This is a genomic window from Buchnera aphidicola (Shivaphis celti) (assembly GCF_039349365.1).
Lineage (GTDB): Bacteria > Pseudomonadota > Gammaproteobacteria > Enterobacterales > Enterobacteriaceae > Buchnera_L > Buchnera_L aphidicola_AL.
In genome coordinates this window covers 363,180-376,186 of record NZ_CP134977.1, presented here as the reverse complement: position 1 = coordinate 376,186, position 13,007 = coordinate 363,180, and the positions used below count along the sequence as shown (strand labels likewise).

Below are 13,007 nucleotides of genomic sequence, written 5' to 3'. Positions count from 1 at the left end.
TATAGTATGACAAAAAAATGTATATATGTTAAAACAAAAGATCATGAATATCCTATTTTTATTGGAAAAAATATTTTTGAAAATAAAAGTAATTTTGATTTTTTTTCATCAGGAAATCGTTTGATATTAGTGACTAATAATACTATTGAGAAATGTTGGAAAAAAAAAATCATAAACAATATACTTATGTATCCAGTGTTATTAGATGAATTTATTTTACCTGATGGAGAAAGTTATAAAAATTTAGATTCTGTAAATTTATTATTGTCATATTTGTTAAAAAATAATCATAATAGAAATTCTATTTTATTAGCATTAGGTGGAGGAGTAATTGGTGATTTAACTGGATTTGTTGCATCAATTTATCAACGGGGTATAAAATTTATTCAGGTACCAACAACATTATTATCTCAAGTGGATGCTGCTATAGGAGGAAAAACGGGTGTTAATCATATTTTAGGAAAAAATATGATCGGTACTTTTTATCAACCCAGTGCAGTTTTTACAGATATTAATTTTTTATTTACTTTACCTAAAAGACAATTAATTTCTGGTTTTGCGGAAGTAATTAAATATGCTATTTCGTTTAATTTTAATTTTTTTCTTTGGATAGAAAAAAATTTTGTGAATTTATTATCTATGAATTTAAATGATTTATTATATTGTATTCGTACATGCTGTGAAATTAAATCACATATTGTACATTTAGACGAACGTGAAAAAGGAATGAGAGCATTATTAAATCTAGGGCATACATATGGACATGCAATAGAAGCATACTTTAAATATTCATATTGGTTACATGGAGAAGCTGTGTCGATAGGTATGGTCATGGCTTGTAGAACTGCAGAATTGCTTGGATTAATTTCTACTACAACAGTAACACGTGTTATAAATTTATTAAATCAATTTGGTTTACCGGTCTATGCTCCAAAAAATATGTTACCAGAAAAATATATTCAATATATGTTAAGAGATAAAAAAAATACTACGAATGGAATTAATTTAATTTTACCATGTGATATTGGTAAAACAGAAATTTTTAAAAATATTGATCAAAAAATTATTATTTCTGCTATTAAATTATGTTATCGATCATAGTTTTATAGATTTGAAATTTATTTATTTATTACATATAAACTATTAGAGATGAAAATGAAAAAATTTTTTATTGCTCCTTCTATTTTATCTGCAGATTTTGCTCGATTAGGAGAAAATATTCAAGAAGTGTTAGATGCAGGAGCGGATATGATTCATTTTGATGTTATGGATAATCATTATGTTCCCAATTTAACTTTTGGTCCTATGGTTTTACAATCATTACGAAAGTATAAGATTTCATCTCCTATTGATGTTCATTTAATGGTAAATTCAGTAGATAGTTTAATACCTGTTTTTGCGGCGTCAGGAGCAGATTTTATTACATTTCATCCTGAAACCAGTAGTAACATTAATGAAACTTTAAATTTAATTAAAAAATATGGTTGTAAAGCTGGCTTAGCAGTAAATCCTGATACCTCTATCGATCATTTAAAAAGATTTTTTAATAAATTGGATTTAATTTTATTAATGAGTGTCAATCCCGGTTTTCCTGGACAAAAATTTATTCCTTCTGTCTTGAATAAGATATATCAATTAAATCAATATATTAGAAATGTTTTTCCAAATATTTTATTAGAAGTAGATGGTGGAATTAATATAAATAATTTTTATGATATTGCACAAGCAGGAGCAAATATTTTAGTTATGGGTTCTGCAATATTTTACGCAGCAGATTATAGAAAAACAATTCAATTTATGAAAAGTAAATTAAGTATATTGTGCTAATTACATTAATATCAGTATGAATGGTTTAGGTTAAATGATGATCTTATTAAAAAAAAATATGTTTAGTGCTGTGCAACCATCAGGTAATTTAACTCTTGGTAATTATATTGGATCAATATCTCAGTGGGTACATATGCAAGATATTTATCATTGTATGTATAGTATTGCTGATTTACATGCCATGACAATATTTCAAGATAAAGTTGACTTACAAAACATTAAGTTAGATATTTTGTCTATTTATCTATCTGCAGGAATTGATCCAAAAAAAAGTGTAGTATTTATGCAATCTTCGATTGCCGAGCATTGTCAATTGTATTGGGTTCTTAGTTGTTATTCTTATTTTGGAGAATTAACGAGAATGACACAATTTAAACATAAATCTAAAATATTTCAGAAAAATATTAATTGTGGTTTATTTAGTTACCCAATATTAATGGCAGCAGATATTTTATTATATCATAGTGATGTTGTTTTAGTTGGAAAGGATCAAATACAACATTTAGAATTAACTAGAACGATCGCAAATCGCTTTAATAAATTATATTGTCATGATCATTTTAAAGTACCTGATATATGCATTCCTAACCAACATAGTGCAAAAATTATGTCTTTATTAAATCCTATGATAAAAATGTCTAAATCTGATATTAACAAAAATAATGTTATCTTTTTAATGGATTCGAAAGATTTAATTTTTAAAAAAATTAACCGATCTGTAACAGATTCGGAGAATAAAATATTTTATGATATTAAGAAAAAACCAGGTATTTCTAACCTGTTAAATATTTATTCTAGTTTAACAGGCGATAGTGTTTTTAAATTAGAAAAAAAATTTTTTAATACTTCATATAAAGATTTTAAGTATATATTAGCAACATTGATATCACAAAAATTATCTGAATTGCAAGAAAGATTTTATTTTTTTAGAAACCAAGAATCTTTTTTAAAGGATATTTTATGTGACGGTGCAACTCAAGCGAAAAAAAGAGCTCGTCGTAATATAAAGATTATTTATGATATTCTAGGATTATTATAATTCATATATTTAAAAATTTTTCTTATGATTACTTGTAAACCCTAGCAGTATGCATAATGTAAATACTAATCCGTACAGTATATTTGCAATTTTTAAGGCGCCAGGGATACCTATTGTATATACTATCGGTCCAGTAATAATAAATGTTAATAGTGTTCCAGTTGTTCCGGCAATTAAAGTAAAATTAATAAGTTTTTGTGATGGTATTTTAGTTTGTAATGCAGTTAACGTAATAATTACTGTATAAATAGCACTAGAAAAAAAACCTAGCATTGCAATAAGTATATTAAGTAATAAAATATCTGTATTATGTATAAAATAATACATAAAGATTGTAGATATTCCAGTTAAGATAGTTAATGAATATTGTAAATCAAAAAATCGTAATACATAACTAAAAAACCACATTCCTATCATATAGGATAACCAAAAAATACTCACTAATTTTCCTGCAGATTGAATATTCATTCCAATATTTTGTATTGCGTATGCAGGAATCCATGAAATGAATCCTAATTGCCCTAATATATAAAATAAAGCAGATACGCATAATATAAATACACTAGTTTTGTATTTTTCATTTTTAATGACATGATTAGCATGCATAACATTATATATTGGAAATTCAATATTTAAAGTAATAATAAAAATAATAAAATATATTAATCCAATAAATATATAAATCCAGTACCAAAAAATATGATGGTTCAATAAACAAGATGCCGCAACGGGGAAAATAATTCCTGCCATGCTAAAAAAAGAATCTGTGATCAATAGTTTTGATGTTCTTTCTGCTTTTTGGTAAATATTTGTAATAATAAATGTTCCTATAGACATAGTTAAACCACCAACAAAACCGAATATAAACATACTAGTACAAAAAATTAATATAGTATGAAATTTAACAAATCCGATAATTGCAAGAATGATTAAAAAAAAACCTAATATAATTTGTTCTTTAAATGAGAATATTGTGGTAATAGTGGAATTTAAAAAAATTGAAATTAATATTCCAGCATTTAAAAAAGTAAATGCATTACTAACTTCTGAAACAGATAAATAAAAATATTGTGCAATACTATTTAGTGCAATACCGGTAACAACAATCATCGCTCCTGTAAAATAATATGATAGAAAACTAATAATTGTCAAACCGAAAATATTTCTTTTATTCATATACTTTCCTATTTATTAATTTTATGTACATTATTTAACATAATTTTTATATTATATGTTAATTTGTACGACAATATCATAAAATTTTTATGCTATAAAATTTTATTTATATTTTTTACTGATATAGCATTATATGTTATAATAATTAATCTAATTAATTGATTCATTCATAATAAATATGTTATTATATACCATTATCGTTATGAGTACAATTTGTAATATACAAAATTCTAAAACTGCTTTTTTATTTTCTAAAAATTTATTAAAAAAAAATCATATGATTAAAAATATTTTTTTTTATAGCGATGGCGTTTTTAATGGAAACAGTTTAGTTAATACAAATCATGACGAAATTAATTTAGTTCATCAGTGGTATAAACTGAGCACTAATTTTAAAATTAAATTAAATGTTTGTTCTAGTTCAGCTCAAGAAAGAGGTATTATTTCTAGAGAAATATCTCAACAGTTTGGTATTTTAAATGGGAATATGCATCATGGATTTAATTTGTCTAGTTTAGGGCAGCTTATGAAAGCAATATTACAATCAGATCGTGTATTACAATTTTAATATTATATGAAAAAAATTGGTATTGTATTTTCACATGCTCCATATGGAATAGGATTAGGTAAATATGGTGTAAACTTTTGTTTGTCTATGGCGTGTTACAACAGTAAAATAGGAGTTTTTTTTATTGGAGATGGTGTATTTCAAATTTTGCGGTATCAACAACCTGATGTTATTTTACATAAAAATTATTCTTTATCTTTTAAAATGTTTTCTATTTTTAACATACAAAAATTGTATGTATGTTACGATTCTTTATTATCTCGAGGATTAAATCAGGATACTCAGTTTTTGTTAAAAGTAAATATTTGTAAGTTGAGAAATATTCGTAAGAAAATGGAAAATTTTGATTTTATTTTAAATTTTTGAAGGTTGTATAATTATGTTACATATATTATTTAATTCTCCTTTTAGGGTTGATATAGATACAATGTTGAATATGCTTATGCCTAATGATAATTTTATTGCGTTACAGGATGGTGTATATATTGCTCTGGAAAATAATTTTTTTTATAATCAAATTATTAATAAATCAAAGAATTTATATGTCTTGCAAGAAGATATGGTTGCTCGAGGAATGATTCATAATAGTTGTAGTAAATTTAAATTAATTAATTATGCTAATTTTGTAAACTTAACTGAAAAAAATAAAAAGTATATTAATTGGTAGAATCTTATATAATGTATAGTGTATTTGATACAGTTGTATCATTTTAATAAAGGATATTTATGTCAACAATTAATCAATTAGTTCGTATCCCGCGTACAAAAAAAGTTATTAAAAATAATGTGCCTGCATTAGAAGGATGTCCTCAAAAAAGAGGAGTTTGTACTAAAGTATATACTACTACTCCTAAAAAACCCAATTCTGCCTTAAGAAAGGTGTGTAGAGTTAAACTAACTAATGGATTTGAAGTAACAGCTTATATTGGAGGAGAAGGTCATAATCTACAAGAACATTCAGTTATTTTAATTCGTGGTGGTCGTGTTAAGGATTTACCTGGAGTTCGGTATCACGTTGTTAGAGGAGCGCTTGATTGTGCTGGTGTCAAAAATCGTCAAAAAAGTAGATCGAAATATGGTGTTAAAAAAAATAAAAAATAATTTAATGATATAATTTTATTTTTTAAATATTTATTAAGGAGTAATTTTTATGTCACGTCGTCGTGGTATTGAATCAAGAAAAATGTTACCGGATCCAAGATTTTCTTCTGAAATTATTTCTAAGTTTATTAATATATTGATGATGCATGGTAAAAAATCTACTGCATCATGTATTGTATATTCTGCATTAGAAAAATTATCACAAAAGTTAAATAAACATGTATTAGATGTATTTGATGCAATTTTAGAAAATGTTCGACCAATTGTTGAAGTTAAATCCCGAAGGGTAGGTGGATCAACATATCAGGTACCTGTTGAAGTACGTCCAATGCGAAGAAATACATTAGCCATGCGATGGATTATCGATGCTGCTCGAAAAAGAAAAGATCATTCTATGTTAATGAAATTATTTCATGAGTTATCTGATGCTTTAGAAAAGAAAGGTGCGGCTGTAAAAAAAAAAGAAGAGGTACATCGTATTGCAGAAGCAAATAAAGCATTTGCACATTATAGATGGTAAAATATTTACGAGATTTTTTATTAATATAATGATTTTATATGTTACAACATTCTGATTAGTTAATTTATTTTTCATGAGGGATATAAATGGCTCGTACAACTCCGATTATATATTATCGCAACATTGGTATTAGTGCACATATTGATGCTGGAAAAACTACCACTACTGAACGAATTCTTTTTTACACAGGAATTAATCATAAAATTGGCGAAGTACATGATGGTACAGCAACAATGGATTGGATGGAACAAGAACAGGAAAGAGGTATCACAATTACTTCAGCAGCAACAACGACATTTTGGACAGGTATGAACAACCAATTTCCATCACATAGAATTAATATTATTGATACTCCGGGCCACGTTGATTTTACGATTGAAGTAGAGCGTTCTATGCGTATTTTAGATGGAGCGGTAATGGTATATTGTGCTGTTGGAGGTGTGCAGCCACAGTCAGAAACAGTGTGGCGTCAAGCAAATAAATATAAGGTACCTAGAATTGCTTTTATTAATAAAATGGATCGTATTGGAGCGGATTTTTTTAAAGTAATTAAGCAAATGAAAAAACGTTTTAAAATTACTCCTGTTCCGTTGCAGTTACCAATAGGTGTTGAAGATAATTTTGTTGGAATAATTGATTTAATTAAAATGCAGGCAATTTATTGGAATGATCAAGATAAAGGAATTAGTTTCACTTATAAAGAAATTCCAGAGGAAATGCTTTCTATTTCTCAGAAATGGAATAAAATTTTGATTGAAGTTGCAGTTGAGTTTAATGAGAATATTATGGAGAAATATTTAAATAATGAAGATATATCTGAAATAGATATAAAAACTGGATTACGAAAAAGATTATTGAATAATGAAATTGTTTTAGTCACTTGTGGATCAGCTTTTAAAAACAAAGGAATACAATCTTTACTAGATGCTATTATTGATTATTTACCATCACCTATTGATGTTGATTCTATTCAAGGAATAAGTAATAGTAATGTAAATACTATAAATAAATTAACACGAAGTGCGGATGACAAGGAATTTTTTTCTGCATTAGCATTTAAAATTGCAAATGATCCATTTGTAGGAAATTTGACTTTTTTTAGAGTATATTCAGGAGTGGTGAAATCTGGAGATACTGTTTTAAATGCAGGGAAATTACAAAAAGAACGTTTTGGAAGAATTGTTCAAATGCATGCTAACAAACGAGAAGAAGTAAAAGAAGTACGAGCTGGAGATATTGCAGCAGCCATTGGTTTAAAAAATGTTATTACTGGAGATACATTATGTGATATAAACAAACCTATTATTTTAGAAAAAATGGAATTTCCCGATCCTGTTATTTCTATTGCAATCGAACCAAAGACTAAAACAGATCAGGAACGTATGGGTTTAGCATTAAATAGATTAGCAAAAGAAGATCCTTCATTTCGAGTACGTATTGATCATGAATCAAATCAAACGATTATATCTGGAATGGGAGAATTACATTTGGAAATTATTGTAGATCGTATGAAAAGAGAATTTAATGTAAGTGCAAATATCGGAACTCCGCAAGTTGCATATCGTGAAACTATTTGTAATACAATAAAGAATATTGAAGGAAAATATATTAAACAAACTGGAGGAAGAGGCCAGTATGGTCATGTAGTTATAGATTTATTTCCGTTAGATAATTTGTCAAAAGGTTACGAATTCGTTAATGATATTAAGGGAGGGGTAATTCCAAGTGAGTATATTTCTGCTATAGATAAAGGAATTCAAGAACAGTTGAAATCTGGACCAATGGCCGGTTATCCGGTAGTGAATATTGGAGTAAGATTGCATTTTGGTTCATACCATGATGTTGATTCTTCTGAACTTGCTTTTAAATTTGCAGCTTCTATAGCATTTAAAAATGCATTTAAACAAGCTAATCCAGTTTTATTAGAACCTATTATGAAAGTTGAGGTTGAGACTCCAGAATATTATATGGGCGATGTGATAGGAGATTTAAATCGTAGAAGAGGGATTATTGAAGGTATGGAAGATTTTTCGTTAGGAAAATTAATTATTGCAAAAGTTCCTCTTTCGGAAATGTTTGGATATGCTACAGATTTACGTTCTCAGACTCAAGGAAGAGCTTCTTATTCTATGGAGTTTCTAAGTTATTTAGAAACACCTAAAAATATTGCACTAACAATTATTGAGAAACGTGATAAATAAAGGAAAAGATTGTGTCTAAAGAGAAATTTCAACGATTAAAAACCCATATTAATGTTGGTACGATTGGTCATGTTGATCATGGGAAAACTACGTTAACATCTGCTATTACAACTATTTTATCTAAACATTATGGTGGATCTGCGCGAGCTTTTGATCAAATTGATAATGCTCCAGAAGAAAAAGCTAGAGGAATTACTATTAATACTTCTCATGTAGAGTATGATACCAAAAATAGACATTATGCACATGTTGATTGTCCAGGTCATGCTGATTATATTAAAAATATGATTACTGGTGCAGCACAAATGGATGGTGCAATTTTAGTTGTTGCTGCAACTGATGGACCTATGCCACAAACTCGTGAACATATTTTATTAGCTCGTCAAGTTGGTGTTCCTCATATAGTAGTATTTTTAAATAAATGTGACATGGTTGACGATGAAGAATTATTAGAATTAGTTGAAATGGAAGTTCGTGATTTGTTAACTCAATATGAGTTTCCAGGAGATGATACACCGATTATTAGAGGGTCAGCATTAAAAGCATTAGATGGAGATTCTCAATGGGAGTCAAAAATCATTGATTTATCAAATGCGTTAGATACTCATATACCTAATCCAAAACGTGACATAGATAAACCTTTTTTATTACCTATTGAAGATGTTTTTTCCATTTCTGGAAGAGGAACAGTAGTTACCGGAAGAGTGGAAAAAGGAATTATTAAAGTTGGAGAAGAAATAGAGATTGTTGGTATTAAACCGACTACAAAAACTATTTGTACCGGTGTGGAAATGTTTAGAAAATTATTAGATGAAGGAAGAGCGGGAGAGAATGTTGGTATATTATTGCGAGGTACGAAACGTGATGAAATAGAGCGAGGACAAGTACTTGCTAAACCTGGTAGTATTCATCCACATACAAAATTTGAATCCGAAGTATATATTTTATCAAAAGAAGAAGGTGGTAGGCATACTCCTTTTTTTAAAGGTTATCGTCCTCAATTCTATTTTAGAACTACAGATGTTACTGGATTTATTGAATTACCTGAAGGTACTGAAATGGTTATGCCTGGAGATAATATTAAAATGACAGTAACATTAATTCATCCTATTGCTATGGCAGATGGTTTACGGTTTGCAATTCGGGAAGGAGGAAAAACTGTTGGTGCAGGAGTGGTAATAAAAATAATTAATTAATTATATATTTATTGCAAAATGCAATTTAAATCATAATACATTTCGTATAAGAAGCATATATTTTACTTGTATAATCATAGTTGATATACTTCAAAATTATTTTTTTTAATTATAAAATACTGTGTAAAAAAATATATCACATATTATAATGTGATATATTATATGCATAGTATTTACCATTCTGTTTTTTATAAAAAAATATTTTTTAAGTTATAAAATTTACATTTTAAATGATAATTTTATTTTTTTTTAAATATTTTTTATTATATTATTGCATAGTATATGCAATATAATTTATTCATTTTATATAATTGGAATGCTGAGATTATGCAGAACCAAAGAATTAGGATTCGTTTAAAAGCTTTTGATCATCGTTTGATTGATCAATCTACTTTGGAAATTGTTGAAACAGCAAAGCGGACAGGGGCAGAGGTAAAAGGCCCTATTCCGTTGCCTACTAGAAAAGAAAAATTTACAGTCTTAATTTCTCCTCATGTTGATAAAGATGCTCGGGATCAATATGAAATTCGTACTCATAAAAGATTAATTGATATTGTTAAACCAACTGAAAGAACGGTAGATGCTTTGATGAGATTAGATTTAGCTGCAGGAGTTGATGTTCAAATTAGCTTAGATTAAACGATTTTTTATAATTATTGGTGAAATTTATGATTGGATTAATAGGAAAGAAAATTGGAATGACGAGAATTTTTACTGACGATGGTTGTGCAATTCCTATCACGGTAATAGAAATAAAAAAAAATTATGTTACTCAAATTAAAAATAAAAAAAGTGATTGTTATAATGCTATACAGGTTACTACAGGTTTAAAAAAAAAAAATAAATACCTTAAACCAGAAATTGGGCATTATATGAAATCTGGTGTTATGATTGGTCGTGGTTTATGGGAATTTCGGATATTAAATGATCAAAATTTTGTTTTAGGCCAAGGTATTGATATTAGTATATTTAATTCTATTAAGTTTGTTGATGTTGTTGGTATATCTAAAGGTAAAGGTTTTTCTGGTACTATCAAGAGGTGGAATTTTAGTATGCAAGATGCTACGCATGGAAATTCATTATCACATCGAGCACCTGGTTCTATTGGTCAAAATCAGACTCCTGGAAGAGTTTTTAAAGGAAAAAAAATGGCTGGGCAGTTAGGAAATAAGCGTATTACAATACAAAATTTAAAAGTTGTTAAAATCGATGTAGATTGCAATTTATTATTTTTAAAAGGTTCAATTCCTGGATCTATTGGCGGGAATATAATTGTCAAGAAATCAGTAAAATTATAAGGAAGGAAAATGCAATTAATGATGAAGGATGATCCATCCTCTACTATCTGCGTTTCTGATGTTGTATTTAATCAAGATTATAATAATCATTTAGTGCATCAAGTTGTTGTTGCATATTTAGCTGGTGCAAGACAAGGGAGTAAATCTCAAAAAAATAAATCTGATGTTTCTGGTTCGGGGAAAAAGCCATGGAGACAAAAAGGTACTGGAAGAGCGAGAGTAGGTTCTATTAGAAGTCCTATTTGGAGATCTGGTGGTGTAACTTTTGCAGCTAAACCAAGATCTTATAAACAAAAAGTAAATAAAAAGATGTATCGTGGTGCTTTGAGAAGTATTTTTTCTACTCTAATTCGACAAAATCGTTTATTAATTTTTAAAAGCTTTACTATTGAATCACCGAAAACAAAAGTTTTAATTAGTAAATTACATGATATATCTTTGTCGGAAGTATATATTATTATTGATCATATGGATCGAAATTTGTTTTTAGCATCGAGTAACGTACATCAAGTATTAGTTAGAGAAGTTAAGAAATTAGATCCTGTTAGTTTATTAAATTTTAAAAATGTTATTGTGACTGTCGATGCTATAAGACAAATTGAGAAAATATTGATATGATTACTAAAAATAAATTATTTGAAATATTATCTTCTCCTCATGTTTCTGAGAAATCGAATAGACTTTTAAAAAAAAGTAATGTTATAGTGCTGAAGGTTTTAATCTCTTCTACAAAATCTGAAATTAAATTAGCAATTCAAAAGTTATTTTCAGTTAATATAAAATGTATCAATACAGTATTAGTAAAAGGCAAAGTAAAAAAACATAATAGATATAACGTATATCGAAAGAATTGGAAAAAAGCTTATGTTACATTACAAAAAGGTCAAAAATTAGATTTTATTAATCATGTTCTTTAAATATTGTGAGGTTATTAAGTTTTTATGTCAATTATTAAATGTAATCCGACTTCTCCTGGTCGTCGACATGTAGTGAAAGTAATTAATCCGAATTTATATAAAGGAAGACCATGGCCTGGGCTTTTGAGGAGCAATAGTAAAAGTGGAGGAAGAAATAATCATGGTCGTATTACTGTTAGACATATTGGTGGTCGATGTAAACGAATGTTACGTATCATCGATTTTCGTCGATATAAAGATAATATTTTTGCTCGTGTTGAAAGAATAGAATATGATCCAAATCGATCTGCTCATATTGCATTAATTTTATATGATGATGGAACTAGAAGTTATATTTTATGTCCTAAAGGTTTACAGGTTGGTCATAAAGTTATTTCCGGAGAGAAAGTGATGATTAAAATAGGAAATAATTTACCTATTAAAAATATTCCAGATGGTACATTAATTCACAATATTGAAATGAAACCCGGGAAGGGAGGGCAAATTGTTCGTACTGCTGGAAATTATGCACAAATTATCTCTCAAGAAAAAAAATACATTACTGTAAGATTACGTTCTGGAGAAATTAGAAAAATTTATGAAACATGTAGAGCTACAATTGGTGAAATTGGTAATGCAGAACATATGTTAAAGATGTTAGGAAAAGCTGGAGCTTCTCGTTGGAGAGGTATTCGACCAACAGTCAGAGGAACAGCTATGAATCCTATTGATCATCCTCATGGTGGTGGAGAGGGAAGAAATTTTGGTAAACATCCGGTGACTCCGTGGGGTAAACAAACTAAAGGAAAAAAAACTCGTAAAAATAAAAGAACTGATAAATTTATTTTACGAAGTCGTAAAAATAGCAAATAATATTAAGGATTTTATTTTTATGCCTAGATCGATTCGAAAAGGACCGTTTATTGATTTTAGTTTATTGCGAAAAGTAGAAAAAGCTGAAAGTAGTGGTAGTAAAAAACCGATTAAAACTTGGTCTAGACGTTCTACAATTTTTCCAAATATGGTTGGATTAACAATTTCTGTACATAATGGAAAGCAACATATACCGATATTTATTACTGAAGATATGGTAGGTCATAAATTAGGGGAATTTGCTTTAACAAGAACTTATCGCGGTCATACTGCTGATAAGAAAATAAAAAAATGATAAGTAGTATATAAATT

General features: G+C 28.0%; 17 protein-coding genes. 16 read left to right on the top strand and 1 reads right to left on the bottom strand.

Going from position 1 to position 13,007, the window contains the following annotated elements:
* The first annotated feature begins 6 nt into the window (after positions 1–6).
* From aroB to trpS, 3 genes are read left to right on the top strand one after another with little or no spacing between them, the layout of a single operon-like run.
* A complete protein-coding gene (gene aroB, locus RJT40_RS01865) occupies positions 7–1,101 on the top strand; it encodes a 3-dehydroquinate synthase (RefSeq protein WP_343182492.1) in 1,095 nt (364 codons plus the stop codon).
* 54 nt (positions 1,102–1,155) lie between these two features.
* Entirely contained in the window at positions 1,156–1,827 is a 672-nt protein-coding gene (gene rpe / locus RJT40_RS01860; RefSeq protein ID WP_343182491.1) for a ribulose-phosphate 3-epimerase, read from the top strand.
* Between the two features lie 37 nt (positions 1,828–1,864).
* A complete protein-coding gene (trpS, locus tag RJT40_RS01855; RefSeq protein ID WP_343182490.1) occupies positions 1,865–2,866 on the top strand; it encodes a tryptophan--tRNA ligase in 1,002 nt (333 codons plus the stop codon).
* 9 nt (positions 2,867–2,875) lie between these two features.
* Here the strand turns inward: trpS and tsgA are convergent, their stop codons facing one another.
* Positions 2,876–4,042, bottom strand: coding sequence for an MFS transporter TsgA (tsgA, locus tag RJT40_RS01850; RefSeq protein WP_343182489.1), 1,167 nt, complete (start codon positions 4,040–4,042; stop codon positions 2,876–2,878).
* A gap of 178 nt (positions 4,043–4,220) precedes the next feature.
* Here tsgA and tusD point away from each other — a divergent pair, with 178 nt between their 5' ends.
* From tusD to rpsS, 13 genes are all read left to right on the top strand, one after another.
* Positions 4,221–4,610 carry a sulfurtransferase complex subunit TusD gene (gene tusD / locus RJT40_RS01845; RefSeq protein ID WP_428994187.1) on the top strand — a complete coding sequence of 130 codons (390 nt, stop codon included), beginning with the start codon at positions 4,221–4,223 and terminating at the stop codon, positions 4,608–4,610.
* Positions 4,611–4,616: 6 nt separating this feature from the next.
* Positions 4,617–4,976 (top strand): sulfurtransferase complex subunit TusC, encoded by a 360-nt coding sequence (tusC, locus tag RJT40_RS01840; protein WP_343182487.1) that lies wholly within the window; start codon positions 4,617–4,619, stop codon positions 4,974–4,976.
* Positions 4,977–4,989: 13 nt separating this feature from the next.
* A complete protein-coding gene (gene tusB / locus RJT40_RS01835; RefSeq protein ID WP_343182486.1) occupies positions 4,990–5,277 on the top strand; it encodes a sulfurtransferase complex subunit TusB in 288 nt (95 codons plus the stop codon).
* A gap of 59 nt (positions 5,278–5,336) precedes the next feature.
* Positions 5,337–5,711 carry a 30S ribosomal protein S12 gene (gene rpsL / locus RJT40_RS01830; RefSeq protein ID WP_343182485.1) on the top strand — a complete coding sequence of 125 codons (375 nt, stop codon included), beginning with the start codon at positions 5,337–5,339 and terminating at the stop codon, positions 5,709–5,711.
* Between the two features lie 49 nt (positions 5,712–5,760).
* A complete protein-coding gene (gene rpsG / locus RJT40_RS01825) occupies positions 5,761–6,231 on the top strand; it encodes a 30S ribosomal protein S7 (protein WP_343182484.1) in 471 nt (156 codons plus the stop codon).
* Positions 6,232–6,317: 86 nt separating this feature from the next.
* On the top strand, positions 6,318–8,432 hold the full coding sequence (gene fusA / locus RJT40_RS01820; RefSeq protein WP_343182483.1) for an elongation factor G: 2,115 nt from the start codon (positions 6,318–6,320) through the stop codon (positions 8,430–8,432).
* An 11-nt stretch (positions 8,433–8,443) separates the two neighbouring features.
* Positions 8,444–9,628 carry an elongation factor Tu gene (gene tuf / locus RJT40_RS01815; RefSeq protein WP_343182482.1) on the top strand — a complete coding sequence of 395 codons (1,185 nt, stop codon included), beginning with the start codon at positions 8,444–8,446 and terminating at the stop codon, positions 9,626–9,628.
* Between the two features lie 327 nt (positions 9,629–9,955).
* Complete coding sequence (gene rpsJ, locus RJT40_RS01810; protein WP_343182715.1) at positions 9,956–10,267, top strand: 30S ribosomal protein S10; 312 nt, start codon at positions 9,956–9,958, stop codon at positions 10,265–10,267.
* Between the two features lie 29 nt (positions 10,268–10,296).
* Positions 10,297–10,926 carry a 50S ribosomal protein L3 gene (gene rplC, locus RJT40_RS01805; RefSeq protein WP_343182481.1) on the top strand — a complete coding sequence of 210 codons (630 nt, stop codon included), beginning with the start codon at positions 10,297–10,299 and terminating at the stop codon, positions 10,924–10,926.
* Positions 10,927–10,935: 9 nt separating this feature from the next.
* Positions 10,936–11,544 carry a 50S ribosomal protein L4 gene (gene rplD / locus RJT40_RS01800; RefSeq protein ID WP_343182480.1) on the top strand — a complete coding sequence of 203 codons (609 nt, stop codon included), beginning with the start codon at positions 10,936–10,938 and terminating at the stop codon, positions 11,542–11,544.
* Positions 11,541–11,843 carry a 50S ribosomal protein L23 gene (gene rplW, locus RJT40_RS01795; RefSeq protein ID WP_343182479.1) on the top strand — a complete coding sequence of 101 codons (303 nt, stop codon included), beginning with the start codon at positions 11,541–11,543 and terminating at the stop codon, positions 11,841–11,843. The genes rplD and rplW overlap by 4 nt, the downstream gene beginning before the upstream one ends.
* A gap of 24 nt (positions 11,844–11,867) precedes the next feature.
* Positions 11,868–12,695 carry a 50S ribosomal protein L2 gene (gene rplB / locus RJT40_RS01790; protein ID WP_343182478.1) on the top strand — a complete coding sequence of 276 codons (828 nt, stop codon included), beginning with the start codon at positions 11,868–11,870 and terminating at the stop codon, positions 12,693–12,695.
* A gap of 19 nt (positions 12,696–12,714) precedes the next feature.
* On the top strand, positions 12,715–12,990 hold the full coding sequence (rpsS, locus tag RJT40_RS01785) for a 30S ribosomal protein S19 (protein WP_343182477.1): 276 nt from the start codon (positions 12,715–12,717) through the stop codon (positions 12,988–12,990).
* Positions 12,991–13,007: the final 17 nt, after the last annotated feature.

What these genes read in the sequence shown, in the direction of transcription:
- aroB (WP_343182492.1), top strand. Translation starts at nt 7, where the DNA reads ATGACAAAAAAATGTATATATGTTAAAACAAAAGATCATGAATATCCT.
- rpe (WP_343182491.1), top strand. Translation starts at nt 1,156, where the DNA reads ATGAAAAAATTTTTTATTGCTCCTTCTATTTTATCTGCAGATTTTGCT.
- trpS (WP_343182490.1), top strand. Translation starts at nt 1,865, where the DNA reads ATGATCTTATTAAAAAAAAATATGTTTAGTGCTGTGCAACCATCAGGT.
- tsgA (WP_343182489.1), bottom strand. Translation starts at nt 4,042, where the DNA reads ATGAATAAAAGAAATATTTTCGGTTTGACAATTATTAGTTTTCTATCA.
- tusD (WP_428994187.1), top strand. Translation starts at nt 4,221, where the DNA reads ATGTTATTATATACCATTATCGTTATGAGTACAATTTGTAATATACAA.
- tusC (WP_343182487.1), top strand. Translation starts at nt 4,617, where the DNA reads ATGAAAAAAATTGGTATTGTATTTTCACATGCTCCATATGGAATAGGA.
- tusB (WP_343182486.1), top strand. Translation starts at nt 4,990, where the DNA reads ATGTTACATATATTATTTAATTCTCCTTTTAGGGTTGATATAGATACA.
- rpsL (WP_343182485.1), top strand. Translation starts at nt 5,337, where the DNA reads ATGTCAACAATTAATCAATTAGTTCGTATCCCGCGTACAAAAAAAGTT.
- rpsG (WP_343182484.1), top strand. Translation starts at nt 5,761, where the DNA reads ATGTCACGTCGTCGTGGTATTGAATCAAGAAAAATGTTACCGGATCCA.
- fusA (WP_343182483.1), top strand. Translation starts at nt 6,318, where the DNA reads ATGGCTCGTACAACTCCGATTATATATTATCGCAACATTGGTATTAGT.
- rpsJ (WP_343182715.1), top strand. Translation starts at nt 9,956, where the DNA reads ATGCAGAACCAAAGAATTAGGATTCGTTTAAAAGCTTTTGATCATCGT.
- rplC (WP_343182481.1), top strand. Translation starts at nt 10,297, where the DNA reads ATGATTGGATTAATAGGAAAGAAAATTGGAATGACGAGAATTTTTACT.
- rplD (WP_343182480.1), top strand. Translation starts at nt 10,936, where the DNA reads ATGCAATTAATGATGAAGGATGATCCATCCTCTACTATCTGCGTTTCT.
- rplW (WP_343182479.1), top strand. Translation starts at nt 11,541, where the DNA reads ATGATTACTAAAAATAAATTATTTGAAATATTATCTTCTCCTCATGTT.
- rplB (WP_343182478.1), top strand. Translation starts at nt 11,868, where the DNA reads ATGTCAATTATTAAATGTAATCCGACTTCTCCTGGTCGTCGACATGTA.
- rpsS (WP_343182477.1), top strand. Translation starts at nt 12,715, where the DNA reads ATGCCTAGATCGATTCGAAAAGGACCGTTTATTGATTTTAGTTTATTG.